This window comes from Williamsia sp. MIQD14, from assembly GCF_051025635.1.
Classification (GTDB): Bacteria; Actinomycetota; Actinomycetes; order Mycobacteriales; family Mycobacteriaceae; genus Williamsia_A.
In genome coordinates this window covers 506645-532675 of the sequence record NZ_JBPFDG010000001.1, presented here as the reverse complement: position 1 = coordinate 532675, position 26031 = coordinate 506645, and the positions used below count along the sequence as shown (strand labels likewise).

Here is a 26031-nt window from a genome sequence, read left to right as displayed (position 1 = left end):
TGGCGAGAAGGTGACGAGACGGGGTCGATCAGCGCGACAGCGAGGCCGCGATCGCATCCACCGTAGCCCTCTGCCACGCCACGTAGTCGGTGACTCCGGAGGGCAGCGTCTCGGTCAACTTCACGACGGGGAGTCCGTCGGAGCCGGCCGCGCTGAGCAGTCGCTTGGTCGTCTCGTCGACGGCCTGGGTGTTGTAGAGCAACGCCGAGACGGTCTTGTTGCGCACCAGGTCCTCGGTGGTCGCGACGGCGGCGGCGGGCGGGTCGTTGCCGGCCTCGACGGCGTCGGTGAACGACGACGGGGTGGCGTCGACGAGTCCGGCCTCGGCCAGCAGGTAGGCCGCGAGCGGCTCGGTCTGGGCGACCTTCGCACCGGCGTGGGCCGCCTTGATCGATGCCAACGTCGTCTGCAGGTCGGTGACCTTGTCCTCGAACTGCTTCGCGTTGGCGGCGAACGCGTCCTTGTCGGCCGGGAACTTCTCGGCCAGCGAGTCGGCGATGTCGGCGGCGACGGCCTTCACCACGTCGAAGTCGTAGAAGAAGTGCTCGTTGACCTCACCTGCCCCGGTGGGTGCGTTCGGGTTCAACTTCTTGTACGCGTCGTACGCGCTGATCACCGTGGCGTCGGGGTTCTTCGGCGCCTTCTCCATGTAGGCGTCGTAGTCGGCGCCGTTGAGCACCACGACGTCGGCGTCGAACACCTTCGCGGTGTCGCGCGCGGTGGCCTCGAACTCGTGGGGGTCACCGTCGGGCGAGGTGTAGAGCGAGGTGACGCCGGCGTCCTTGCCCGCGACTGCCTCGGCGACGGCGCCCCACACGTCGGTGGAGGCGACGACGACCGGCGCCCCGGGGGCACCCGCGGCCTCGGTGGTGTCGCCCGAACACCCGGCGACCACCGTCGCGGCGACCAGCGCTGCCGCCAGCGCCGCGACCCGGGTCGACACCCCACGAACGTTCGAACTCATCGCACACTCCACTCCTCGACGACTGCGACGCAAATGGTAACCGTTTTCGAAAAGAGGTCCAACTCGTCCATCGGCGACACCGATCAGGCCGGCACGGTGACCGCCGTGCTCGACACCTCGATGACCCGCGCGGTGGCGATGTCGAAGAACAACCCGGCGACGCGGAGCCGACCGTCGGCGACGGCACGACCGACGAGCGGGTGTCGCTGCAGGGTCTGTATCTGCACCGCGACGTTGACGATCGCGAGTTGATCGACCTCGGAGAACCCGGCTTCGGCGGCACTGCGGCCCGCGGGGTGCCCGCTGCGGTACGCCGACAGGCTGGGCGCCGCGTGCTCGAGCCACGTGCCGACGGCGCCGCCCGGACCGTCCGGGGTGAGCAGACCCTTCATCGCACCGCACGACGAGTGACCGCAGACCACGACCGAGCTGACGCCGAGGGTGTCGACGGCGAACTCGAGTGCGGCCTCCACCGAGATGTCCGCGCCGGGATCGGTCGGGATCAGGTTGCCGATGTTGCGGACGGTGAACAGGTCGCCGGGACCGCTGGCGGTGATGACGTTGGGCACCACCCGCGAGTCCGAACACGTGAGGAACAGCGAGTCGGGATCCTGCGAATCACTCAGGCCCTCCATGTGTTCGAGGAGCGCGTCGGCGGTGAGGCGGTGGTACTCGTGCACACCGCTCTTGATCGACCGCAGGGTCGGCGACTCGTCGGCGTCGGCGTCGCGGCTCGGCGACTGCGCCTTCCACGGCGCGAGACCCAGCACGCGGGTGGCGACCTGATGGCGGCGCGGCGGCGCCTTGGGGGCGTCGACGAGCAGCGCATGCCCGGTCTCGGAGATCACGACGGTGCCTCCGGCGGCCTCGTGCGCCCACTGCCAGTCGGCGATCATCTCCGAGGCGGCGTTGTCGAGGAAGTCGGCGTCGATGTGGATCGTGACGTGCGCGCCCGCGGGCACCTTCGCCAGCGCCTTGTTCAGGCGGGGCAGCATGAGGAAGCTCAACGACCCGTGGATGCTGATCTCCCACTGCCGCGAACCGGCCGTGCCGAACGGTGCGGAGGTGATGCTGGCGCGCACCACCCGGACCACGACGATCGCGACGGCGACCGCGAGACCGATGCCGACACCCTCGAGCAGGTTGAGGAAGACCACGGCGAGCACGGTGATCACGTAGACCCACATGTCGCCGGTGCGCAGGGCGAGCTTCATGTGTGCGGTCTTCACGAGTTGGATGCCGATCACGACGAGCAGTCCCGCCAACGCGGCCATCGGGATCTGCTGCACCAGCGCGGTGAGCAGCACGGCGAACACCAGGATCCACACACCGTGGAGCACGGCCGAGGCGCGCGAGCGTGCACCGGAGGCGACGTTGGTGGAGCTGCGCACGATCACGCCGGTCACCGGCAGGCCACCGGCCATGCCCGACAGGATGTTCGCGCTGCCCTGACCGAGCATCTCCCGGTTGAAATCGGTCCGGGGTCCGGTGTGCATCTTGTCGACGGCCACCGCCGACAGCAGCGACTCCACGCTCGCGATCAGCGCGACGGTGATGACACCGAGGGCGACCGCACCCCAGTTGCCGCTGGGCAGTTCGGGCAGGGCGAGGGCGTCGAAGAAGTTGCCGTCCAACGAGATCTTGTCGATGTCGAAGCCGGCGGCGAGGGCGACGACGGTGGCGCCGACGATGGCGACCAGCGGTCCGGGGACCTTGCGGTGGCGCGCGGGCAGCGACGGCCACGCCAGCATCGTCGCGACGACCAGACCGCCGATCACGACGGTGTGCCAGTCCATGTCGAGCAACGATCCCGGTATGGCGCTGAGGTTCTCCCACGCGGAGCTCTGCGAGTCGTTGCCCAGCAGGACATGGATCTGTTGCAGCGCAATGGTGATGCCGATGCCGGCGAGCATTGCGTGCACCACGACGGGTGCGATGGCCAACGCGGCCTGCGCGATCCGACTCAGGCCGAACACAATCTGCAGGACGCCGGCGCCGACGGTGATGGCACAGGTGACCCGCCATCCGAAGTTCGCGACCAGTTCCGCGACCACGACGGTGAGGCCCGCGGCCGGGCCGCTGACCTGCAGGACCGACCCCCCGAGTGCGCCGGCGACGATGCCGCCGATGACCGCGGCGATGAGACCTGCCATGACCGGGGCGTCGGAGGCGATGGCGATACCCAGCGAAAGAGGTAGCGCCACAAGGAAGACGACGAGAGAGGCGGGGACGTCGTAGCGCACTACGTCACGAAGGCGGGTCGAACTCAGCGAGGTCGGCAGGTGCATGCGGGCGAACGTACCCACCGATTGTTAAAGGGAGCTTAAATAGTTTCCCAAGCATCAGAAAAGACTCGAAGTCTGGTGCGTGCACCCATCGGCGACGCCCGATGTTGGGAGATGTCACAGCGGCAGAGCTGTGGTCCATCACACCGGACGTCGCCGTGGGCGGGTCGGATCACGTGTGCGGCATCAACGCGTCGGGCGGGATGACGCCGAACTTGCCGGCGTTGAAGTCCTCGATCGCAGCGATGACCTCCGACTTGGTGTTCATGACGAACGGGCCGTAGGCGAACACCGGCTCGCGGATCGGGCGACCGCCGAGAAGGAGGACCTCCATCGCCGGGCGATTCGAGTCCTGCGTGCCGTCGGCGCTCACGCTGATCCGGTCACCGGGGCCGAGCACGGCGAGTTGGCCACCCGAGATTGGGGTGCGGAGCGGTCCCACCGTGCCGTCGCCGCTGAGCACGTAGACGAGCGCGTTGTAGTCGCGGTTCCAGGGGAGGTTGAGCTGCGCGCCGGGCTCCACCGTGGCGTGGGCCAGGGTGATGGGCGTGCGGGTCGATCCCGGTCCGTGGTGCCCGCCGATGTCGCCGGCGATGATCCGCACCAGCGCGCCACCGTCGGAGGACGACACGAGCGTCGCCTGCGTGCCCTCGATCGACTGATAGGCCGGTGTCGTGAACTTGTCGGACCGCGGCAGGTTGACCCACAGCTGGATGCCGTGGAACACGCCTCCGCTGGCCACGAGCTCGGCGGGCGGGGTCTCGATGTGGAGGATGCCCGATCCGGCGGTCATCCACTGCGTCGCGCCGTCCTCGATGAGACCGCCGCCGCCGTGGCTGTCCTGGTGCTGGAAGCGGCCGTCGATCATGTAGGTGACGGTCTCGAAGCCACGGTGCGGGTGCCAGCTGGTGCCGCGTGGCTCACCGGGCTCGTAGTCGACCTCACCCATCTGGTCCATGTGGATGAACGGGTCGAGATCGGCCTTGCTGACGCCGGCGAACGCACGGACGACAGGGAAGCCCTCGCCCTCGTAGCCGCGGGGTCCGGTGGTCACCGCGCGCACGGGGCGTTCGGTGTCGGACGGGGCGGCCTGAGCCAACCGGTCCAGGGTCAAAGTGTCTGCGGTGATCGCGGGCATCGTGTCCTCCTTCTCTAGTCGACACGAGTGCGTGTCCATAGTGTGCCTCATGTAACCGGACCGCGGTCCGATTTGTTCCGGCGATACGCTGGGCGGATGACGCACTTCCGCACGCGCTCGGCCACCGGCCCCGGTGGCATCGAGATCGCCTACCGGGTCAGCGCGCCCGCGGTGGAGACGTCGGCGGCTCCTGCCGACGAGGCCACGCCGGCCCTGCTGCTGATCCACGGCTGGGCGCAGTCGGCCGCGGCCTGGGGCGCCGGGCTCCTCGACCGCCTCGCCGAGACCCACCGCGTGATCGCCGTCGACCTGCGCGGCCACGGAGCCTCGCAGGTACCGGCGGTCCACGGCGGCGACGCCGTCGGGTACTCCTACTCCGCAGCGGACTTCGCCGGCGACATCGAGGCCGTGCTCGCGGCCGAGTCGACCACGGCGACCTCGGCCTTCGACACCCCCGCCGTCGGCAACGGTGGGGTGGTGCTCGCCGGGTGGTCGTACGGCGGCCTGGTGTCGTGCGACCTGATCGCCGACCGGCTCGCCCGCACCGAGGGGGTCGGCGATGTCGTCGGTCTCGTGCTCGTCGGTGCGATCACCTCGCTCGGTCGCGGCGCGGCCGGCGGCCGTGTCGGTCCGGCCATGCGCGCGGCCCTGCCAGATGCCTGCTCGGCCGACCCACGTACGGCCATCCGTGCGCTGGGGTCGTTCGGCACCGCACTCGTCCCCGCCCACCGACCCGACCTCGGTGCGGTGAGTCAGCAGCTGTTCGGCGCCTCGCTCACCACCGCGCCGAGCGCTCGCGCTGGATTGTTCGCCCGCACCGCCGATCACGACCCGATGCTGCGCGCACTGTCGATCCCGGTGCTCATCCTCCACGGCACCGCCGACGCCGTCGTCGACATCTCGGCGGCCCGTCACGCCGCCGACCTCCTCGACCACGCCCGCGTGGACCTCTGGGACGGCGCCGGTCACGCGCCGTTCGTGGAGGACCCCGACCGCTTCGCCGAGTCGGTCCTGACGTTCACCGGGACCATCGGCTCCGACGTGGAGGCCGCGGTATGAGGAGACGGGAGCTGCGTCGCATCGCACTGATCTCGGTGCACACCTCACCGCTGGCCCAACCCGGTACCGGCGACGCCGGTGGCATGAACGTCTACGTGTGGCAGACCGCGCGCACGCTCGCCCAGCGCGGGATCGACGTCGAGATCTTCACCCGCGCCACCTCGTCGACCGACGCACCGTCGGTGCGCGCCGCCGACGGGGTGCTGGTGCGCAACGTCGTCGCGGGTCCGTTCGAGGGCCTCGACAAACGTGATCTGCCCACGCAGCTCTGCGCTTTCGCCGCCGGCGTCCTGCGCGCGGAGGCGATGCACCCGCCCGGTCACTACGACCTCGTCCACTCGCACTACTGGTTGTCCGGGCAGGTCGGATGGCTCGCCCGCGATCGCTGGCGCGTGCCGCTGGTGCACACCGCCCACACCCTCGCCGCGGTCAAGAACCTGGCGCTCGCCGCCGGCGACGAGCCCGAACCGATGCTGCGGCAGGTCGGGGAGCAGCAGGTCGTCGTCGAGGCCGATCGCCTTGTCGCGAACACCGATGCCGAAGCGCAGCAACTCATCTCGATCCACCACGCCGACCCCGACCGTGTCGACGTCGCGACACCCGGTGTCGACCTCACCACCTACCGACCCGGCCCGCGTGACGATGCACGCGCCGAACTCGGGCTCGACCCGAACGAGGTCGTGGTGACGTTCGTCGGCCGCATCCAGCCACTCAAGGCCCCCGACGTGCTCATCCGCGCGGCCGCGCCGATCATCGACCGTGCGCGTGCGTCGGGACGCAGGGTGCGGGTCCTCGTGGTCGGCGGACCGTCGGGTTCGGGACTCGCCCGGCCCACTGCCCTCATCGATCTCGTCGCCGAACTGGGTATCGCCGACGCGGTCACGTTCCTCCCGCCGCAACGACCCGAGATGCTCGCGACCGTGTACCGCGCCTCGGATCTCGTTGCCGTACCCAGTTATTCGGAGAGCTTCGGTCTGGTCGCGATCGAGGCGCAGGCCAGCGGCGTACCCGTCGTCGCGGCCGACGTGGGCGGTCTCGGCGTCGCGGTCGACGACGGTGTGACCGGACTGCTGGTGCCGGGACACCGCATCGACGACTGGACCGCGGCGATCGACGGTCTGCTCGCGCAACCGCGTCGCCTGGCCGAGATGGGCGCGGCCGCGGTGACCCACGCGCAGGGTTTCTCGTGGGATCACACCGCCGATCAACTGCTCGACAGCTACCACCGCGCGGTCGCCACCTACGACGGTGCCTCCTCGCGCCCCGAACAGATCCCCACCCCGTCCACCCGTGGAACTCGGCGATGGTCACGTCGCCGGTCAGGAGTTCGAGCATGAGTCAGCCGTTGCGCCCGCCGGGCATCGTCGAGCAGTCCGATTCGCTGCAGAAAGCGTTGCGCGAACGCGGGGTCACGTTCGCGCTCAAGAACTCCGGAGGCGCCGACACCGAGCACCTCGTCATCGAGCTGCCCGGTGAACGCAAGCTGAAGACCACCGTCCTGCTCACCGTCGGCAAGCCCGGCGTGCGGGTGGAGGCGTTCGTGTGTCGACGACCCGACGAGAACCACGAGGGCGTCTACAAGTTCATGCTCAAGCGCAACCGACGCATGTACGGCGTGGCCTACACGATCGACAACATCGGCGACATCTATCTCGTCGGTCGGTTCTCGGCAGAGTCGGTGACGCCCGACGAACTCGACCGCGTGCTCGGACAGGTGCTCGAGGCGGCCGACGGCGACTTCAACACCCTCCTCGAACTCGGCTTCTACACCTCGATCCGGCGGGAATGGGCGTGGCGGGTGTCGCGCGGGGAATCGTTGAAGAACCTCCTCGCCTTCGAGCACCTCATCGACGAGGAATCGCTCCCGTACATCGCGCCCGAGAAGACCGTCACGCCGGTCGCCGAGCGTGCGCAGGCCGCCCAGGATGGCTCTGCCGAGCGTGCGCAGGCCGACCAGGATCCGGTCTCGACATCTGGGTGAACCCCGCCTCGGCGGCCTGTGGCCGTTGCTAGTCTGGGCGGCAGCTAGCTGTGACGGCCGGTGTCACCTACGTCTCCGGTCGTGCCGATCAACGGAGGTTCCATGAGTTTCGCGAGTCCGTTCCCCGCGGTGACCGTCCCCGAGACGACCGTCTACGACTACCTTTTCGGAGGTATCACGGACTCTGACCTCGACCGTCCCGCTCTCATCGACGCCAAGGCCGACGCCACCACGACCTACCGTGAGCTCGTCGGCCGCATCGACGCATTCGCCGGTGCCCTCGCCGCGCGCGGCATCGGTGTCGGTGACGTCGTCGGGTTGCTCTCGCCGAACTCCTCGGCCTTCGCGATCGCCTTCCACGGCATCCTGCGTGCCGGTGCGACCGCCACCACGATCAACGCACTGTTCACCCCGAACGACATCGCCAAGCAGCTCACCGACGCGAAGGCGACCATGTTGGTGACGGTCGGCGTGCTGGCGCCCGGCGCCAAGGAGGCCGCCGAGAAGCTCGGCATCGCCGACGACCACCTGATCGTTCTCGACGGTGAGGGCCTCGAGGCGAGCGGCCACCCGAACGCGGCGGATCTGTTGGGGGAGAACAATGCTGCGCCGGAGGTGAGCTTCGACCCGGCGACCCATCTCGCGGTGTTGCCGTACAGCTCGGGGACCACGGCCAACCCCAAGGGCGTGATGCTCACCCATCGCAACCTGGTGTCGAACGTGTGCCAGATCCGCCCGCTGCAGGGTATGACCGCCGACGACGCGATCCTCGCGGTTCTGCCGTTCTTCCACATCTACGGCATGACGGTGCTGCTCAACGCGGCGCTGCACGCCCGCGCCAGCCTGGTCATCATGCCGCGCTTCGACCTCACCGAGTTCCTGGAGAACATCCAGGATCGCAAGTGCACCATGGGCTACATCGCGCCGCCCATCGCCGTCGCGCTGGCCAAGCACCCGTTGGTCGACAACTACGACCTGTCCTCGCTGCACACCATCATGTCGGGTGCCGCCCCGCTCGACGCCGAGCTCGGTCACGCCGTGGAGAAGCGCATCGGCTGCCGCATGGTGCAGGGCTACGGCATGAGCGAGCTCAGCCCGGTCAGCCACGTCATCCCGTTCGACGGCGGCCAGTCGTTGCTGAACGGCGAGGACGCGGAGCTCAGCTCATCGGGGTGGACGGTGCCCAACGCCGAGAGCAAGCTCGTCGATCCCGTCTCCGGCGACGAGATCCCCTTGCCGAGTGAGGGTCTCAGCGACACCGGTGAGCTGTGGTTCCGCGGTCCGAACGTGATGGCCGGCTACCTGAACAACGACTCCGCCACCGCCGAGACCATCGACTCCGACGGCTTCCTGCACACCGGCGACCTCGCGCAGGTCGACCCGACCGGATGTGTGTTCATCGTCGATCGGCTCAAGGAGCTCATCAAGTACAAGGGCTACCAGGTGCCGCCGGCGGAGCTCGAGGCCCTGCTGCTCAGCCACCCCGAGATCGCCGACGCGGCCGTCGTCGGTGTCGTCGACGCCGAGTCGGGGGAGGAGATCCCCAAGGCGTTCGTGGTGCGCCAGAGCGGAACCGAGGTCACCGCCGACGCCGTGATGGAGTTCGTCGCGGGCAAGGTGGCGCCGTACAAGAAGGTCCGTCAGGTCGAGTTCATCGACGAGATCCCGAAGTCGGTGTCGGGCAAGATTCTTCGGAAGGATCTACGCGCGAAGAGCTGATCCGGGGGATCGCGCTGATCAGCGCGACCCCGACGACGGCGGCGATCGCACCGATGACGTAGACCAGCTCGAAGGCGGAGCGGCTCGGAACGGTGCGCTCGCCGCCGTCGGTCGTCAGTGTGACCGTCGACGCGGCGAGCACCGCGATGATCACCGCCGACGCCGTGGAGGTGCCGATGGACCGCATCAGCGAGTTGAGTCCGTTGGCCGCGGCGGTCTCCTCGAGCGGCACCGACGCCATGATGAGTCCCACCATCGCGGCGTAGGCGACGCCGAGGCCGGCGAACGTGATGGTCACCCCGACCATCACCTGCCACGCCGAGTTCATCCATACGATCACGAACAGGTAGCCCAGGCCCATCACGGCGGTCCCGGCCCGCAGTGTCGACCGTGCGCCGAACGCGGTGACCAGTCGGGCCGACAGCGGCGACATGATCAGCATCGCGAACCCCGCGGGCGCGACCCACAACCCGGCCGACAACACCGACTGACCCATCTCGACCTGCATCAGCCACGGCGACACCAGCAGCATCCCGAGCAGGGTGAAGCCGATCAGCACCGACACCAGGTTGGTGACCAGCACCGTCGGGAGTGCCGCGAGCCGCAGGTTGACCAGCGGTGAGGCGCGTCGCCACTCGTAGGTCGCCCACGCGATCAGCGTCACGGCGCCGACGACCGCGGTGACCACGGTCTCGGGGTCGCCCCAACCCCACACGCGTCCCTTGCTGATCACCAGCAGCAGGCACACGAGGCCGATGGTGAGCCCGACGATGCCGACGACGTCGACGGTGCCGGGCGATCGTCGCGCGGATTCGGGGATCTGTGTGACCACCAGCAGCAGTGCGAGGGCGGCGAGCACCGACGACACCCAGAACAGCATGTGCCAGTCGAACTGCTGGGGGATCCATGCTGCCGGGGGCAGTCCGACGGCGCCGCCGAGGCCCAGGGCCGCGCCCATCGTCGCGATCGCGCCCGGGACCCGTTGCGGGGGCAGGAGATCCCGCAGGAGGCTGACGCCGACGGGGATGACGACGAGGGTCACCCCCTGCAGCGCCCGTCCGACGATGAGCGGTGCGAGACTGTCCGACAGCGCCGCGATCACCGATCCGACGAGCAGCGAGCCGAGCGCGACCACGACGACCCGGCGCTTGCCGAACAGGTCGGCCAGCCGACCGCCCGTCGGCAGGGCCACGGCGGCGACCAGCAGCGTCGCGGTGATGACCCAGGCGGCGTTGTCGGGACTCGTGTCGAGGTACTCGTCGAGGCGTCCGACGATCGGCAGCAGGATCACACTCTGGGAGTACGACGACACCGCGCCGGCGAAGCACAACACCGCGACCATCACCGCGGGGCGGGTCCGGCGTTCCACTTCGGCTGCAACTGTCACGCGCACAGCCTGACCGATCGATTGCTCGGTGGCAATCGGAGCCGGTGTCGGGTCCCTCGACTACCGGGCGGCGGGAGCGGCGTGGCGGCCGTACTCGGCGCTGCCGTCGACCGGCAGCTCGCCACCGAGGATCTCCTCGGCGATCGACTCGTCGGGACGATCCTTGTGCTCGGGCAGGTCGACCGGCTGCGCGCCCGGCAGAGCGTTCTTCTTGTCGCCGGGGATCAGCAGGATCAGTGCGGCGGCCACCAGCGACGCGACGGCGCCGATGATGAACACCATCTGGAAGGCCGACCGGTCGGGGACGCTCGTCGGTCCGATGTTCACCGTCGAGCTGGCCAGGATCGTCGCGAGCAGGGCCGAGGCGATGGCCGTACCGATGGAGCGCATCAGCGAGTTCAACCCGTTCGCCGACGCGGTCTCGCTGAGCGGGACCGCCGACATGATCAGCGACGGCATGGCCGAGTACGCGATACCCACACCGGAGCTGGTGACCATCACCGCGAGGGCGACCTGCCACGGCGCGGCGGCGGCCACGATCGCGAGGCCGTAGCCGAGGGCGATGACGATGGTGCCGATGAGGAGCGTGAACTTCGGGCCGATGCTGACGTTCAGTCGCGCAGAGACCGGCGACAGGAACATCATCATCAGGCCACCCGGGGCCATCCACAGGCCGGCCTCGATGATGCTGCGGCCCATGCCGTAGTCGAGGACACCGGGGATGTGGGGGAGCTGCAGGAGCTGCGGCGACGCGAGGCTGATGCCCATGAGCGCGAACCCGATGACCACCGAGACGATGTTGGTCAGGGCCACCCGCGGCGTCACCGAGACCCGGATGTTGACCATCGGCGAACTCGTGCGCAGTTCGTAGACGACCCACGCGGCGAAGACGATCAGTCCGGCCGCCACGAGGCCGAGGGTGAGGTCGCTGGTCCATCCCCACGACCGCCCCTTGCTCAACGCGAGGAGCAGGCAGACGAGTGCGATGGTCAGGCCGACGGCGCCGACGGTGTCGAAGGTGCCTCCGGAGCGGGCGGGCGACTCCTGCACGAGGGTGACCACCAACAGGAAGGCGACGGTACCCAGTGCGGCCGAGGTCCAGAACAGGACGTGCCAGCTGTAGTTCTGCGAGATCCAGGCCGCGACCGGCAGGCCGATGGCGCCACCGACGCCGAGGGTGGCGCTCATGGTCGCGATCGCGCCGGCGATCTTGTTCGGCGGCAGTTCGTCACGCAGGAGGCTGATGCCGACGGGGATGACGCCCATCGCCATGCCCTGCAGGCCGCGACCGATGATGACCGGGATCAGCGAGTCGAACACCGCGCTGATGACCGAACCGATCACCATGAGGCCGATGCTGGCGAGGATCACCGAGCGCTTGCCGAACATGTCGGCGACGCGACCGGCGATCGGCATGACGACCGCGGCCGCGAGCAGGGTGGCGGTGATGACCCACGACGCGTTGTCGGCGGAGGTGTGGAGGTACGTGGGCAGCAGGCCGACGATGGGGACCACGAGGGTCTGCATGTAGGAGGCCAACAGGCCGCCGAAGCACAGCACCGCGATCAGCATCGTCGGGGAGGGCTTGCGCGTGGGCTCCAGGCGTAAAGTACTCATTACTTGCATCATGCACGTAGTGGTGGAGCGCAATCAATCCGATTTCGTGTGACGACATCTACATACGGATAAAGCGGACACGCGGGAATAATCGGACGTCGCCGTCGCCGGTGCCCTCGCGGTCCGCGGAGGTGTGCGCCCGCGTGTGGAAAACTGCTCGGCATGGCTACCGGAACCCTGATCCTGATGCGGCACGGCGAGAGCGTGTGGAACGAGTCCAACCAGTTCACCGGGTGGGTGGACGTCGCCCTGACCGACAAGGGGCGGGCCGAGGCAAAACGCGCCGGGGAACTGCTCGTCGAGCACGACCTGCTGCCCGACGTGCTCTACACATCGCTGCTGCGTCGCGCGATCGCCACCGCGCAGATCGCGCTCGACGCCGCCGACCGGCACTGGATCCCCGTGGTCCGCGACTGGCGCCTCAACGAGCGCCACTACGGCGCCCTGCAGGGTCTCGACAAGGCGGCCACGAAGGAGAAGTACGGCGACGAGCAGTTCATGCTGTGGCGCCGCAGCTACGACACCCCGCCGCCGGCGATCGAGCCCGACGCCGAGTACAGCCAGTCGGCCGACCCGCGGTACGCCGATCTCGACGAGGTGCCGCTGACCGAGTGCCTCAAGGACGTCGTCGAGCGGATGATCCCGTACTTCACCGAGGTCATCGCCGAGGACCTCCGGGCGGGCAAGACCGTGCTCATCGCCGCGCACGGCAACTCGCTGCGCGCCCTGGTCAAGCACCTCGAGCAGATCTCCGACGCCGACATCGCCGGGCTCAACATCCCGACCGGCAACCCGCGTCGCTACGACCTCGGCGACGACCTCATGCCCATCGGTGAGGGTGCCTACCTCGATCCCGAGGCCGCCGAGGCCGGAGCTGCCGCGGTCGCCGCCCAGGGGGAGAAGAAGTAGCCACGATCCGTCCAAAACGGCGGTATCGTGGGCTATGGCCCACATCACAACCCCGTCGTCCGGTGCTGGTGACACGCCACAGGTCCGGTTCGCTCATTCGGTCGCGCAGGAGCGGTACGAGGCGTTCGTCCGCGACGCTCACGGCAACGACGAACTCGTCGGCTACCTCGACTATCTGAACGAGGTCGACCAGGTCGTCATCACCCACACCGTGATCTTCGACCGGTACACCCACCACGGGTTCGGTGCGGCCCTCGTCCGCCATGTGCTCGACGACATCCGTCGGACCGGGCGGCCGGTGGTGCCGGTCTGTTCGTTCGTCCGCGGTTTCGTCCACGACAACCCGGCGTACGCCCCGATGATGGCGCCCGCCTGACGATCGGCGTGATCGCCACCACCGCTGCGGCGAAAGCGAGGGCGGGAGGGCGAAATCACGGTGAACACCATCCCAACAAGGTCCACCTGGCTTGTTACCTGCGGGCGCAGCACGCATTCTTGCGGAGTGTCGCGTTCAGCCAGGAGTGAGCTCGCCGCCCGGCGGGCACGGTGGGTGACATGACCTCGACGGTGGTCGTCATCGTGATCGCCGTCCTCGCGGTCGCAGTGGCCGCGGTCGTGGGCTGGCGGCTCGGACGGGGTGCGGCGCGCACCGCCGACGCCGTCAGCACCCTGCGCAGTGCGACGAGCAGCGAACCCGAGGCCATCGAGCCGGGGGAGAACGCCGACCTCGGCCATCAGATCGGGGGGCCGGCCGAACTCCTGGAGCCCGGCACCGAGACCGTCGACGGACGCATGTCGAAGGCTGCGCTGCTGGCGTTGATCGTCCAGTCCACCGAGACCGGTATCGCGGTCGTCGACGAACACCGCGACGTCGTGCTGTTCAACAAGCGGGCCGACGCACTCGGACTCGTCCACGATCACCTCCTCGACGACCACGTGTGGCAGGCCGCGCGCTCGGTTCTCGAGACCGGTGTCGACTGCGACGTCGAGCTCGTCCCCGACCACCCCATCAACGGTTTCGTCTCCACCGGCCGCGCGATCAACCCGCCGGTCGCGGTGCGCTGCATCATCCGACTGGTCACCGACGGCAACGAGCGGTACGCGGTGGTCTACGGCGACGACGACTCCGACAACGTGCGCCTCGAGGCGACCCGCCGCGATTTCGTCGCCAACGTGTCGCACGAGCTCAAGACCCCCGTCGGTGCGATCGGCCTGCTGACCGAGGCGCTGCTGGAGTCGCAGGACGACCCCGACGCCGTCCGCCACTTCGGCGAGCGGGTGATGACCGAGTCGATCCGCATGGGCAACATGGTCAACGAGCTCATCGCGCTGTCGCGGCTGCAGGGGGCCGAGAAGTTGCCCGACGCCGACGACGTCGACGTCGACGACCTCGTCGACGAGGCCATCCACCGCGCGCAGGTCGGCGCCGAGGCCGCGGGCATCTCGCTCACCACCGACCCGCCCAGCGGGCTCGTGGTCCGCGGGGACCGCACGCTGCTGCTGACCGCGCTCAACAACCTCATCGCCAACGCCATCGCCTACTCGCCCGCCAACTCGCCGGTGTCGGTGAGCCGCCGCGTCGTCGCCGGTGGCGAGGACATGGTCGCCATCGCGGTCACCGACCGCGGCATCGGCATCGCACCGCGCGATCAGGAGCGGGTGTTCGAACGGTTCTTCCGTGTCGACAAGGCGCGGTCGCGCGCCACCGGCGGCACCGGACTCGGGCTTGCGATCGTCAAACACGTCGCCGCCAACCACGACGGCACCATCACGCTGTGGAGCAAACCCGGCACCGGTTCGACCTTCACGCTCGCCGTGCCGAAGGCCCGCTCACCGCGTCGGACCACACCCCGCGCCGAGGCCTCGTCGCACGGACCCGCCGCCCGCGCCCGCACCGCCCTCAGCCACACCCCGAACCCGTCCACACGGGTTCTCGAGACAAAGGAATCCCACCGGTGACGCATGTCCTGATTGTCGAAGACGAGGAGTCTTTGGCCGATCCGCTCGCATTTCTCCTGCGCAAGGAGGGCTTCGAGACCACCGTCGTGAACGACGGGACCCGGGCCATCGGCGAGTTCGAACGCGTGTCGCCCGACATCGTGCTGCTCGACCTCATGCTCCCCGGCGTCTCGGGGACCGAGGTCTGCAAGGCGCTGCGGCAGAAGTCGAGCGTGCCGGTCATCATGGTGACCGCGCGCGACAGTGAGATCGACAAGGTGGTGGGCCTCGAACTCGGCGCCGACGACTACGTCACCAAGCCCTACTCGGCGCGCGAGCTCATCGCCCGGATCCGCGCGGTGCTGCGACGCGGCGTCGACACCGGCGACGACCTCGGTATCGACGGTGGCCTGCTCGAGGCCGGCCCGGTCACCATGGACGTCGACCGCCACATCGTCCAGGTCGGCGGATCGCCGGTCACGTTGCCGCTCAAGGAGTTCGACCTCCTCGAGTACCTCCTGCGCAACGCCGGTCGGGTGCTCACCCGCGGTCAGTTGATCGACAGGGTGTGGGGCGCGGACTACGTCGGCGACACCAAGACCCTCGACGTCCACGTCAAGCGCCTGCGCTCGAAGATCGAATCCGACCCCGGCAACCCCGAACACCTCGTCACCGTCCGCGGACTGGGCTACAAGCTCGAGCCCTAGGCGGGTCTCGCTTTCCTGCCGCTGCTGCTGAAAACTGCCCCGAGAGCGCGGTCCGAGGGAACATTCCCCTTCAGGCCGCGTCTGGGGGCAGTTTTCGGCTGGGACGGTGTCGGTGGCGGTCAGGACGGGTGATCGACTCGATGTCGGCGAGAAGGCTGTCCCAGTCGTAGACGACGTTCTCGTACGTCGGGCGCATCGGGATGTACCCGAGGATGAGTGCCACTCGGTCGCGTCGGCGGTCGTTGCGGTAGTTCTTTGCGCTCGTGTGGTGTTCCTTGCTGTCGCATTCGATGAGCAGCCGCCCCACGCGCAGATCGACCCGCCCGATGCCGGGGATCTCCGGCTGGACCTCGACCGCGTAGCCGAGCGCGCGGAGTCGCAGGCGCACCATCGACTCGGTTCCCGATTGCGATCGCGAGTCGCAGTCGCGTAGCCAGCGACGGACGTGCGCGGGACACGCAGGCATGGTCGACGCGAGTTCCGTCCGTGACCATCCGTGCGTGGCGAGTGCGGAGTCGGCGATGACGATCCACGATTCCCGATCGAGACATCGCGCGGCACAGTCGAGCGCGATCGGGATGCTGTCGACCGCGCCGACAAAGGGATGTGGCCGTCCGTACCCCTGACACCTGCGGCGACGCGATCGTTCACCGTGGCGCGAGAAACGGATGTGGAGTCCCTGTTCGGTCGGAGGGATCCAGAGCCCGTGGTGACGGAGGGCGGACACGCAGGCGAGCACACCACCCGCACGGACCGCGGCAACGATGTCGGGATCGGCTGTCGCCGTCGCGAACCACCCTCGCCGAAGGCGGATGAGGTCGCCCGCCCGGATCGACGCCCGTATCGCGGCGTCGCCGTGACCGAGGTGAAGGAGTTCAGTACGTGAGTAGACGTGGCTGTGCATGCCGATTCCGACGGTGCCGTGCCCGGGGTGGTTCCGCGAGCAGCGGAAAACTGCCCCGAGAAGGGGTCTCGAGGGGAATGTGCCCTCGGAATCCTCTCTCGGGGCAGTTTTCAGCAGGCAGAGACGTTACTCAGCGTCGAGCTCGACGTATTTGATGTCGGTGTCGCGGCGGGTGGTGGCCGCGGCGGTGGCGGGGTGGATGGCGATGAGGCCGAGTCCGTTGCGACGACGGCAGGCCGCGGCGAGCTCGTCGTAGGCGGCCTGACCGAGCAGTTCGGTCAGCTCGGGGGCGTAGGACTGCCACACCTGCGTCGCGCCGACGTGGGCGTCGGGCGATCCCGAGCAGTACCACTCGAGATCCTCGCCGCCCGAACCCCAACCGCGACGGTCGAACTCGGTGATCGTCGTCTTGAGGATCTGGGTGCCGTCGGGGCGGTCGACCCAGGTCTGTTCCCGGCGCACCGGTAGCTGCCAGCACACGTCGGGCTTCACGGTCAGCGGCTCGATTCCCTTGCGCAGCGCCATCGCGTGCAACGCACATCCCGCACCACCGGCGAAACCGGGACGGTTCAGGAAGATGCACGCGCCCTTGTGTTTCCGCGTCTTGATGGCGGGTTCGTCGTCGAGGGTGTCCTCCTCGAGGTACCCGCGCTTGCCCAGCGGGTCCTTGCCGGAACCCTTGCTGTGGAACTGCCAGTCGGCCGCGGTCAGCATCGACATCCCGTACTCGAGGCGCTTGCGGTCGTCGTCGTCGGAGAGATACGCCCCGTGGCTGCAACATCCGTCGTTCTCGCGGCCCTCGATGATGCCCTGACACGCGGGCGTGCCGAACACGCACGTCCAGTGCGACAGCAACCAGGTGAGGTCGGCGCTGATGAGGTGTTCGGGGTCGTCGGGATCGAAGAAATCGAACCATTCCCGGGGGAAGTCGAGTTCGACCTCCGGAGCGGGTGTCATCTTGTCGGTGGCTGCCTGCACAACAGTCAACGGTAGACGCACTAGGTTGTACTGCGTGCGCCTAGGAGTTCTCGACGTGGGAAGCAACACCGTCCACCTGTTGGTGGTCGATGCCCATCGCGGTGGGCACCCCACTCCGATGAGTTCCACGAAATCGACGCTGCGCCTGGCCGAGCAGATCGACGGCTCCGGTCGCCTGTCCGACAGCGGTGCCCGTGCGCTGGTCGAGGCGGTCGACGAGTTCACCACCATCGCCCGCACCTCGGGATGCGAACAGGTGATGGCCTTCGCGACGTCGGCGGTCCGTGACGCCACCAACTGCGACCGGGTGCTGGCCGAGGTCGCCGCCGCGACGGGCGTCGAGGTGGAGGTCCTCACCGGCGAGGACGAGGCGCGGTTGACGTCGCTGGCGGTACGCCGCTGGTACGGCTGGAGCGCCGGACGAATCCTGGCCCTCGACATCGGCGGCGGGTCGCTGGAGTTGTCGAACGGTGTCGACGAGGAACCCGACGTCGCGTTGTCGTTGCCCCTGGGGGCCGGCCGCCTCACCCGTGAATGGCTGACCGAGGACCCGCCCGGCAAGCGTCGCGTCGCGGTGTTGCGCGACTGGCTCGACGCCGAGCTCGCCGGGCCCGCCAAGGCGCTCGCCGACGCCGGTGCCCCCGATCTCGCCGTCGGGACCTCGAAGACCTTCCGTTCGCTGGCGCGTCTCACCGGTGCCGCGCCGTCGAGCGCAGGTCCCCGCGTCACCCGGACCCTGACCAGCAACGGTCTGCGCCAGCTCATCGCCTTCATCTCGCGGATGTCGGTGCGCGACCGCGCCGAACTCGAGGGCGTCAGCGACGACCGCGCCGGTCAGCTGGTCGCCGGCGCGTTGGTGGCCGAGGCGTCGATGCGGGCGTTGTCGGTCGATACCCTCGAGATCTGTCCCTGGGCGCTGCGTGAGGGTGTGATCCTCCGCAGGCTCGACGTGGAGCCGATGGCGCCTCTCACCGATCCGCGGGCGTCCGGCTCCCACGTCGGCACCCGATGATCGACGATCCACTCGTGAGAAAGGGCCTTGTGTTGAGAGAGGGCGCACTGTGATGGCAAGAGAACCCGATCCGGATTCGCGCCCGATCTCGGTCGCGGAGATTCTCGCCCGCCGAGCCGAAGAGGATGCCGCCGATGCCGCGAACGCCGGCCGCGACTCCGGTGGCGGGCGTCGACGCCGCGGTGGCGCCGGCTCGTTCTCGGTGTCGGAACTGACCGGCGAGCAGCCCCGCATCGGTGGCGGCTCGGCGCATTCGGGCAGCTTCGCCGCCATCGACCGCGCGACCGCGTTCGATGACGTGACCGCCGGCGACGCCGTGCCCGACGACGCCACCCTGGCCGCGGAGTCGTCGTTCGTCCCGGACCCCGCCGAGGCGCACATCGCGCCCTCGACGACCCCGCGATACGAACCGCGTTCGCGCCGTTTCCCCCGGTCGGAGGTGCCGCGCCCGGCTGCCGACCCCGATCCGTTCCCGCGCTCCGAGCCGCCGGTGGGTCGGCCCCCGGTCGCCGACACCGTTCGCTGGTCGGCGCCCGACACCGACCGTCCGGTGCACCCGCCGACCCGCGACATCAGCGCCGGCGCGGTCCGCGACCGCCTCGACGCGGGTCGATCGGATGCCGGTCGGGCCGACGGGGAGGAGGCGACCGGGATCATCCCGCGCTATGACGACGCCCCATTGGTGGCGTGGCCGACCCTGCCCGCCGACGACGATCTCGACGACCTCTCGCCCGAGGAGCGCGAGCGGGCGTTCGAGCGCTACCGCAACTTCGAGGACATCCCCGCCGAGGAGGTCGAGCCGCCGGCGAAGACCGGTGGTCTGCGTGGTGCGCTGCGTCGTCTGACCGGCGATCGCGCGCCTGCCGCCCCGGAGACCGAGTCCGATCCGGTCACCGAGGCGCCCCGTGATCACCCCTATCGCTTCGCGCCCGAACCCGAGCGCGACACGGTCCGCGACGACGCGGTCCTCGACGAGCTCCCGCCGGTCGACCTGCCGTACGACCACGTCGAGCCGCAGGTGCACGACGATCCCGACACCGAGGTGGTCGATCTCGATCGGGCGCAGCTCGGCGGGTACGACACCGACGCCGCGCCCTCGGGCGCCACCACCTCGGCGTTCGGCGCCACCTCCGCGTTCGGCGCCGCCTCGACCGGACCGGCCGAGGACATCGACACGGACGACGACACCGCGCCGGCATCGACCCGGGCCTCGCGTCGGGCCGTCGAGGACGACGAGCCGTCCCCGACGCGGCAGTGGGTCGTCCTCGGTCTGCAGGTCCTCGCGGGCCTGGTGATCGGGGTCGGATTGTTCCTCGGCTTCACCGAACTGTGGCGCTGGAACGTCTACTTCGCGCTGGTGCTCAGCGTGGTCGTCATCTTCGGACTCGTCACGTTCGTGCACGTCGTCCGCCGCAGCCAGGACCTGATCAGCACGCTGCTCGCGCTCGCCGTCGGTCTCGTCGTCACCATCGGACCCCTCGCCCTGCTCGCCTCGGGCAACTGATGGCCGATCGGGGGCCGGTGAAGGTCGACATCCCCATCGGACTGTCGACCGCGTCGGTCTATCCGCAGAACACCGAGGCCGCGTTCCAATACGCCAGCGAACTGGGTTTCGACGGCGTCGAGCTGATGGTGTGGGGCGAGCAGGTCAGCCAGGACATCGACCACGTGCACTACCTCTCCGACCGCTACGCCATGCCGGTGTTGTCGGTGCACGCGCCGTGTCTGCTCATCTCGCAGCGGGTCTGGGGTCGCGACCCCATCGCCAAACTCGCGCGATCGGTGACCGCCGCGCAGGAACTGGGTGCCTCGACCGTCGTCGTGCACCCGCCGTTCCGATGGCAGCGTCGCTACGTGAAGCAGTTCTCGGCGCTGGTCGCCGAACTCGAGGCCGACAGTGGTGTCGCGGTCGCGGTGGAGAACATGTTCCCGATGCGCGCCGACCGCGTGTTCGGCAAGTACGACGAGGCCGCGCAGCGGATGCAACGCCGCGGCGGACCCGGCATCAACGTCTCCGCGTTCGGCACGTCCATCGACCCCACCGACGACGGGTTCGCGCACTACACACTCGACCTCTCGCACACCGCGACCGCGGGCGTCGACGCCCTCGCCCTCTTCGAACGCATGGGCTCGAACCTCAACCACCTGCACCTCACCGACGGTGTCGGGGCCGCGGTCGACGAACACCTCGTGCCCGGCGACGGCAACCAACCCTGCGTCGAGGTGTGCCGTCGGCTCGCCGAGAGCGACTTCGACGGGGGAGTGGTGCTCGAGGTCACGACGGGTTCGGCGCGCACCAAACCCGAACGCAGTGAGATCCTCGCCCGGTCGCTCGCGTTCGCACGCGAGCACCTCTCGCGATCGTGATGGGCCCGATCCCGACCCGAAGGAGACCGCCGGTGAAACGGCTCGCCGACCTACGCCCCAGCGACACCGCGGAGGCATCCGCCGACCGCCGCACCTACCTCATCACCATCGACCCGGTGTTCACCATCGGCAGCAAGGTGCACGGCGGTGCGCTGCAGGCCATCTCGTCGTACGCCGCGCTGCGCGCCTTCGCCGACACCGCGCCCGAGCCCGGTGACGTCCCCGCCGACCTTGCCCCGATCGCGGTCGCCAGCAACTTCCTCGGCGCCCCCGACCCCGCCGAGGTCGAGGTCGCGGTGTGGGTGCGCAAACGAGGTCGTCGGATCTCGCTCGTCGAGGTGGAGATCGTGCAGGGCGGGCGCACCCGGGTGTCGTCGTCGATCACGCTCGGCCGTCCAGACACCGCCGATCCGCAGTACGTCGCGCCGCAGCCGATGACCGAGATGCCCGTCGAACCACCCGCCGACGTCGAGTGGACGAAGGACTCGGTGATGGCCGACATCGTGCACCTCACCGGTGCCATCGACATGGCCTACGACCCCGCGACCACACCCATGACCCGCGGCGAGACCGGCGCACCGCTCATGCGGATCTGGGCCCGCCCGACCGGGTCGGATCCCGACGGTGCGTTCGCCGTGCTGTGCGGGGACCTGTCGGCGCCCGTGGTGATGAACCTCGGTCTCTTCGGTTGGGCCCCGACGCTGCAGCTCACCTCGTATCTGCGTCGCGCACCTGCGCCGGGTTGGCTGCGGATCGAGTCGTCCACCAGTGAGGTCGGCGCCGGCTGGTTCGAGGAGGACCATCGGGTGATCGACTCCACCGGCGCGCTGGTCGCCCAGTCGCGGCAGCTCGCGTTGATCCCGGAGGGCGCACCGTGATCAGCTGGTGTCGGAATCAGCGACGAGAGGGATACGTGTGACTCAGCGGGTGGCGATCATCGGCGGCGGCAAGATCGGGGAGGCGCTGCTCGCCGGACTGATCCGATCGGGCCGACCGACCCGCGACCTGGTGGTCGCGGAGAAATCGGAGGAGCGGCGGGCCGAACTCGTCGAGGAGTACGGCGTCCGGGTCACCGATGTCGCCGACGCGGTCGAGGGCGCGGCGATCGTGGTGCTCGCCATCAAGCCCGCCGATGTCGACGCCGTCGTCGCGAAGGTCGCCGCGGTGGAGGACAACGCCGAGGTCGAACGCCTCACCGTCACCCTCGTGGCGGGTCTGCCGACGCGGCGCTACGAGGACACCCTGCCCGCCGGTGCGCCGGTGGTGCGGGTCATGCCGAACACCCCGATGCTCGTCAACGAGGCGATGTCGGCGGTCGCGCCCGGTCGGTACGCGACCGAGGAGCACGTCGCGACCGTGGTCGGGTTGCTCGAGTCGGTCGGTCGGGTCGTCGTGGTCGCCGAGAAACAGATGGACGCGGTCACCGCGCTGTCCGGGTCGGGACCGGCGTACGCGTTCCTCATGGCCGAGGCGATGATCGACGCCGGCGTCGGGCTGGGGCTCACCCGGGCCGTCGCCACCGAGCTCGCCGGGCAGACGATTCGCGGGGCCGGGGTGCTGCTGACCGATGCGAAGGTGTCGCCGGTCGACCTGCGCGCGGCGGTCACCTCACCGGCCGGGACCACCGCCGAGGCGATCCGTCAGCTCGAGGCCAACGGTTTCCGGCACGCGTTCTACGAGGCCATGCGGGCCAACGTCGCGGCGAGCGTGTCGATGGCCGCGGCCGATGCGCGGCCCGTTTCGGGTGGTTCCGGGTCCTCCACATCGGACATCTCCGACCGCGACTGACCCTGCCGGCGCGTGCGCGTGACCACGCCACGCCGACGGTTGATCGCGACACGCCGTATATCGGTTCGACAACTGGTCAATCTCAGAATGGTTACCCACTCACGTCGCATCTTTCCCACGCGCCACGCTAAGCTCCCTGGAGCACGTGCGTGTCTGGTGTCCGCGGGAGGGGAAGCCCGCGGCCGCGACGCGTGCACCGGAGGTATGAGAATTTCATGGCGCCTGCAAGTAATGCCGGCGACCGGAACGGCCCCAGCGGGTCACCGGTCACCCCGGCCTCGAGCGGCTCGAGCACTCCCGCCTCTGGCGGCCAACTGAATGCTGTCGGCTCGGGAACGCAGTTCCTGACCGTCGCCGAGGTGGCCGCGTTGATGCGTGTCTCCAAGATGACCGTGTACCGGCTCGTCCACAGCGGCGAGCTGCCCGCGGTGCGTGTCGGGCGCTCGTTCCGGGTGCACGCCAAGGCGGTCCACGACTACCTCGAGACGTCGTACTTCGACGTCGGCTGACGCCTCGTCGCGGGTGACCGCCGCCCCGAGGTCGGCGGCCCCTGTCGTCCACGCGGTCCGTCTCGCCGGCGGGGATTTCATCTCTCGCGCCGCGAACGGTAACGTGGACCCTTGTTGTGCTCGACGGCCACCGGCCCCGCGTCTGCGCGGTTCGGGCGCAGTCCCGTGATTCGCAGATAACAGACCGCGTTCGGTCAGATCGTGAGGTACCCGAGATGGGTTCAGTCATCAAGAAGCGCCGCAAGCGCATGTCGAAGAAGAAGCACCGCAAACTGCTGCGCCGCACGCGAGTGCAGCGCAGGAAACTCGGTAAGTGATCGACCGGGTCACCGATGACGAAACCCGCCGCTGGTCGGCGGGTTTTCTCATATCTGCACCCGACGCCCGCGATGGCTAGGGTGACCGCATGAGCGATGCCAACGCGCGGTCGGATGCACCGAAGGTCGTGCTGGTGACGGGTGCGTCGACCTTCCTCGGCGGGTACCTCACCACCCGCCTGGCGCAGAACCCCTCGATCGAACGCGTGCTGGCCGTCGATGCACGTGTCCCCAGCAAAGACATGCTCCGCAGGATGGGGCGCGCCGAGTTCGTCCGCGCCGACATCCGGCGACCCACCATCGCCAAGGTCATCGAGAACGCCCGCGTCGACACCGTCGTGCACGCGGCGACGTCGGTGATGGACACCGTGGCGCACTCGCCCGCCATCAAGGAACTCAATGTCATCGGCGCCATGCAGGTGTGCGCGGCGTGTCAGCGCGCGCCGTCGGTGCGACGCCTGGTGCTGCGGTCGACCGGCATGGTCTACGGCTCCAGCGCCGCCGACCCCGCGCACTTCGCCGAGGACAACCGCGCCCGCGTCGAGCCGACCACCGGCTACGGCCGGGACCTCCTCGACGTCGAGTCGTACGCCCGCGGCCTCGCCCGACGTCGCCAGGACATCGACGTCACCATCCTGCGACCGACGGCCATGCTCGGCCCGAAGATCTCGACGCGCATGAGCATCTACTTCTCGTCGCCGATCATCCCGGTCGTCATCGGTTATCAACCGCGACTGCAGTTCCTGCACGAGGAGGACGCCCTGGCCGCCCTCGAGCACGCCACGCTCCTCGGCCGCCCCGGCACGTTCAACCTCGCCGCCGACGGTGTCGTGACACTGACCCAGGCGATCCGCCGCGCCGGCCGTGTCGAACTGCCGGTGCCCGCCAACCTGTTGGGGTCGGTGGCCGGGGTGTTCCGCGGGATGCGGGTCGCGACCCTGCACGGCGACCAGGCGTCGTACCTCACCTACGGACGCGTCCTCGACACCGCCCGGATGCGTGCCGAGTTGGGTTTCGCGCCGAAGTACTCGAGCCTCGAGACCCTCGACGATTTCATCGCGCGACGCCCGCTGGAGCCGGTGGTGTCGTCCGGGGCCTGGCATCGCCTCGAACAGAAGATCGCCGAGACCGCTCGCTCGTTGGTCTGAGACAGCATCGATCCGGCGCACCTTCTACACTGGGCGAGCGAGTGCAGGCCGGGGGCTGGTACGCGCTGTCGGGGGACAGCGTCTGATGGTGCGAAAGGGTGTCGGCACAGTGGTCAAAGGCAACGGCGCATCCGACGCACGGACCGCCAAGGTCATCCAGCTGTACGCGACCCCACCCGACGCCCCCAGTCGCGAACAGGTTCGTCGTCGCCATCCCTCGCAGCAGCAGAAGCCAACGCCCCCAACGCCTTCCGGCATCGTCACCCCGACCGACGACGCCGCCACGACCGCCGAGATCACCCCGATCAACGCCGATGTCGTCGCCCGCCTCGACGCCTCGGGCCTCCCCGTCGGACGCACCGGCAGCCCGCTGTTCAGTCTCACCGGACTGCGGTCCGCGGTCGCGGATTCGGTGATCTCCGGCGCCGGCTACCTCCGCGAGCGACTGACCGGTGACTACGAGGTCGACGACTTCGGCTTCGATCCCCACTTCACCGAGGGCGTGTTCCTGCCCGCGATGCGGGTGTTGTTCGACAAGTGGTTCCGCGTCGAGGTCTCCGGCATCGAGAACATCCCCGACGAGGGCGGCGCGCTGCTCGTCGCGAACCACGCAGGCACCATCCCCATCGACGCGATGATGACCTCGGTCGCCGTCCACGACCACCATCCCCGCGCACGGTTCCTCCGGCTGCTCGCGGCCGATCTCGCCTTCGAGTCGCCCTTCGTCGGACAGCTCGCGCGCCGCACCGGGTCGACCCTCGCGTGCACCGCCGACGCCGAACGACTCCTGCGCGGCGGGGAGCTGACCGCGGTGTGGCCCGAGGGGTTCAAGGGTGTCGGCAAGCTCTACAAGGACCGCTACAAGCTGCAGCGGTTCGGCCGCGGTGGCTTCGTCACCACCGCCCTGCGCGCGGCCGTCCCGATCATCCCGGTGTCGATCGTGGGGTCGGAGGAGATCTACCCCATGCTCAGCGACCTCAAGCCGCTCGCCCGCGTGCTCGGGTTGCCCTACATCCCGGTCACCCCGACGTTCCCGCTGCTCGGCCCCCTCGGTCTCGTGCCTCTGCCCTCGAAGTGGCACATCCACTTCGGCAAGCCCATCGAGACCAGCCAGTACGACGAGCAGGCCGCCGAGGACCCCATGGTCGTCTTCGACCTCACCGACCACGTCCGCGAAGAGATCCAGCAGACCCTCTTCCGCATGCTCTCCCGCCGCGGCTCGGTCTACTTCGGCTGACGCCCAGCGTCGCGCGACCGTTCCCGCCTCGCGCGACCGTCGCACTGGTCGCTGGTGACAGAGCCGG

Annotated in this window: 24 protein-coding genes; 17 read left to right on the top strand and 7 right to left on the bottom strand. The window is 69.2% G+C overall.

Going from position 1 to position 26031, the window contains the following annotated elements; translation table 11 throughout:
• Nucleotides 1–28: 28 nt before the first annotated feature.
• From ACQ7HM_RS02250 to ACQ7HM_RS02240, 3 genes are all read right to left on the bottom strand, one after another.
• The gene (locus ACQ7HM_RS02250) at nt 29–964 is read right to left on the bottom strand and encodes a metal ABC transporter solute-binding protein, Zn/Mn family (protein WP_434214608.1); all 936 of its coding nucleotides are present in this window, start codon (nt 962–964) and stop codon (nt 29–31) included.
• An 83-nt stretch (nt 965–1047) separates the two neighbouring features.
• Complete coding sequence (locus ACQ7HM_RS02245; protein WP_434214607.1) at nt 1048–3252, bottom strand: SulP family inorganic anion transporter; 2205 nt, start codon at nt 3250–3252, stop codon at nt 1048–1050.
• 169 nt (nt 3253–3421) lie between these two features.
• Nucleotides 3422–4387, bottom strand: a complete 966-nt coding sequence (locus ACQ7HM_RS02240; protein WP_434214606.1) for a pirin family protein — start codon at nt 4385–4387, stop codon at nt 3422–3424.
• Nucleotides 4388–4483: 96 nt separating this feature from the next.
• On the opposite strand from ACQ7HM_RS02240, the gene ACQ7HM_RS02235 reads away from it, so the two are divergent.
• The 4 genes from ACQ7HM_RS02235 (at nt 4484) to ACQ7HM_RS02220 (ending at nt 9146) form a co-directional block, all read left to right on the top strand.
• The gene (locus ACQ7HM_RS02235; RefSeq protein ID WP_434214605.1) at nt 4484–5446 is read left to right on the top strand and encodes an alpha/beta fold hydrolase; all 963 of its coding nucleotides are present in this window, start codon (nt 4484–4486) and stop codon (nt 5444–5446) included.
• Nucleotides 5443–6783, top strand: a complete 1341-nt coding sequence (gene mshA, locus ACQ7HM_RS02230; RefSeq protein ID WP_434214604.1) for a D-inositol-3-phosphate glycosyltransferase — start codon at nt 5443–5445, stop codon at nt 6781–6783. The genes ACQ7HM_RS02235 and mshA overlap by 4 nt, the downstream gene beginning before the upstream one ends.
• On the top strand, nt 6780–7427 hold the full coding sequence (locus tag ACQ7HM_RS02225) for a YbjN domain-containing protein (protein WP_434214603.1): 648 nt from the start codon (nt 6780–6782) through the stop codon (nt 7425–7427). The genes mshA and ACQ7HM_RS02225 overlap by 4 nt, the downstream gene beginning before the upstream one ends.
• A 102-nt stretch (nt 7428–7529) precedes the next feature.
• The gene (locus ACQ7HM_RS02220) at nt 7530–9146 is read left to right on the top strand and encodes a 4-coumarate--CoA ligase family protein (RefSeq protein WP_434214602.1); all 1617 of its coding nucleotides are present in this window, start codon (nt 7530–7532) and stop codon (nt 9144–9146) included.
• On the opposite strand, the gene ACQ7HM_RS02215 is transcribed toward ACQ7HM_RS02220, so the two are convergent.
• On the bottom strand, nt 9079–10533 hold the full coding sequence (locus ACQ7HM_RS02215; RefSeq protein WP_434214601.1) for an MFS transporter: 1455 nt from the start codon (nt 10531–10533) through the stop codon (nt 9079–9081). The two genes, ACQ7HM_RS02220 and ACQ7HM_RS02215, sit on opposite strands and share 68 nt — an antisense overlap.
• A 60-nt stretch (nt 10534–10593) precedes the next feature.
• Nucleotides 10594–12150, bottom strand: coding sequence for an MFS transporter (locus ACQ7HM_RS02210; RefSeq protein WP_434214600.1), 1557 nt, complete (start codon nt 12148–12150; stop codon nt 10594–10596).
• A gap of 162 nt (nt 12151–12312) precedes the next feature.
• Here ACQ7HM_RS02210 and ACQ7HM_RS02205 point away from each other — a divergent pair, with 162 nt between their 5' ends.
• The 4 genes from ACQ7HM_RS02205 to ACQ7HM_RS02190 all read left to right on the top strand — a co-directional run bounded on the left by ACQ7HM_RS02205 (nt 12313) and on the right by ACQ7HM_RS02190 (nt 15704).
• Complete coding sequence (locus ACQ7HM_RS02205) at nt 12313–13059, top strand: phosphoglyceromutase (RefSeq protein ID WP_434214599.1); 747 nt, start codon at nt 12313–12315, stop codon at nt 13057–13059.
• 34 nt (nt 13060–13093) lie between these two features.
• Nucleotides 13094–13435 carry a GNAT family N-acetyltransferase gene (locus tag ACQ7HM_RS02200; protein WP_434214598.1) on the top strand — a complete coding sequence of 114 codons (342 nt, stop codon included), beginning with the start codon at nt 13094–13096 and terminating at the stop codon, nt 13433–13435.
• A gap of 179 nt (nt 13436–13614) precedes the next feature.
• Nucleotides 13615–15018: a sensor histidine kinase gene (locus ACQ7HM_RS02195; protein WP_434214597.1), complete on the top strand. Its 1404-nt coding sequence runs from the start codon at nt 13615–13617 to the stop codon at nt 15016–15018.
• A complete protein-coding gene (locus ACQ7HM_RS02190; protein ID WP_045821892.1) occupies nt 15015–15704 on the top strand; it encodes a response regulator transcription factor in 690 nt (229 codons plus the stop codon). The genes ACQ7HM_RS02195 and ACQ7HM_RS02190 overlap by 4 nt, the downstream gene beginning before the upstream one ends.
• A gap of 70 nt (nt 15705–15774) precedes the next feature.
• On the opposite strand, the gene ACQ7HM_RS02185 is transcribed toward ACQ7HM_RS02190, so the two are convergent.
• Together ACQ7HM_RS02185 and ACQ7HM_RS02180 are read right to left on the bottom strand one after the other, a co-directional pair.
• Nucleotides 15775–16608 (bottom strand): hypothetical protein, encoded by an 834-nt coding sequence (locus tag ACQ7HM_RS02185; protein WP_434214596.1) that lies wholly within the window; start codon nt 16606–16608, stop codon nt 15775–15777.
• A gap of 126 nt (nt 16609–16734) precedes the next feature.
• Nucleotides 16735–17565 carry a hypothetical protein gene (locus ACQ7HM_RS02180; RefSeq protein WP_434215605.1) on the bottom strand — a complete coding sequence of 277 codons (831 nt, stop codon included), beginning with the start codon at nt 17563–17565 and terminating at the stop codon, nt 16735–16737.
• Nucleotides 17566–17620: 55 nt separating this feature from the next.
• Between ACQ7HM_RS02180 and ACQ7HM_RS02175 the strand changes: the two genes are divergently transcribed.
• The 9 genes from ACQ7HM_RS02175 (at nt 17621) to ACQ7HM_RS02135 (ending at nt 25964) form a co-directional block, all read left to right on the top strand.
• On the top strand, nt 17621–18598 hold the full coding sequence (locus ACQ7HM_RS02175) for a Ppx/GppA phosphatase family protein (protein ID WP_434214595.1): 978 nt from the start codon (nt 17621–17623) through the stop codon (nt 18596–18598).
• Nucleotides 18599–18650: 52 nt separating this feature from the next.
• Nucleotides 18651–20102 (top strand): hypothetical protein, encoded by a 1452-nt coding sequence (locus ACQ7HM_RS02170; RefSeq protein WP_434214594.1) that lies wholly within the window; start codon nt 18651–18653, stop codon nt 20100–20102.
• Complete coding sequence (locus tag ACQ7HM_RS02165; protein ID WP_434214593.1) at nt 20102–20965, top strand: sugar phosphate isomerase/epimerase family protein; 864 nt, start codon at nt 20102–20104, stop codon at nt 20963–20965. The genes ACQ7HM_RS02170 and ACQ7HM_RS02165 overlap by 1 nt, the downstream gene beginning before the upstream one ends.
• A gap of 32 nt (nt 20966–20997) precedes the next feature.
• Nucleotides 20998–21843, top strand: coding sequence for a thioesterase family protein (locus ACQ7HM_RS02160; RefSeq protein WP_434214592.1), 846 nt, complete (start codon nt 20998–21000; stop codon nt 21841–21843).
• A 37-nt stretch (nt 21844–21880) separates the two neighbouring features.
• Nucleotides 21881–22753, top strand: a complete 873-nt coding sequence (gene proC / locus ACQ7HM_RS02155; protein WP_434214591.1) for a pyrroline-5-carboxylate reductase — start codon at nt 21881–21883, stop codon at nt 22751–22753.
• A 215-nt stretch (nt 22754–22968) separates the two neighbouring features.
• On the top strand, nt 22969–23262 hold the full coding sequence (locus ACQ7HM_RS02150; protein WP_082502166.1) for a helix-turn-helix domain-containing protein: 294 nt from the start codon (nt 22969–22971) through the stop codon (nt 23260–23262).
• Nucleotides 23263–23477: 215 nt separating this feature from the next.
• Nucleotides 23478–23579: a 30S ribosomal protein bS22 gene (locus ACQ7HM_RS02145; protein WP_003402602.1), complete on the top strand. Its 102-nt coding sequence runs from the start codon at nt 23478–23480 to the stop codon at nt 23577–23579.
• Between the two features lie 89 nt (nt 23580–23668).
• Complete coding sequence (locus ACQ7HM_RS02140) at nt 23669–24727, top strand: NAD-dependent epimerase/dehydratase family protein (RefSeq protein ID WP_434214590.1); 1059 nt, start codon at nt 23669–23671, stop codon at nt 24725–24727.
• A gap of 85 nt (nt 24728–24812) precedes the next feature.
• A complete protein-coding gene (locus ACQ7HM_RS02135; protein ID WP_434214589.1) occupies nt 24813–25964 on the top strand; it encodes a lysophospholipid acyltransferase family protein in 1152 nt (383 codons plus the stop codon).
• Nucleotides 25965–26031: the final 67 nt, after the last annotated feature.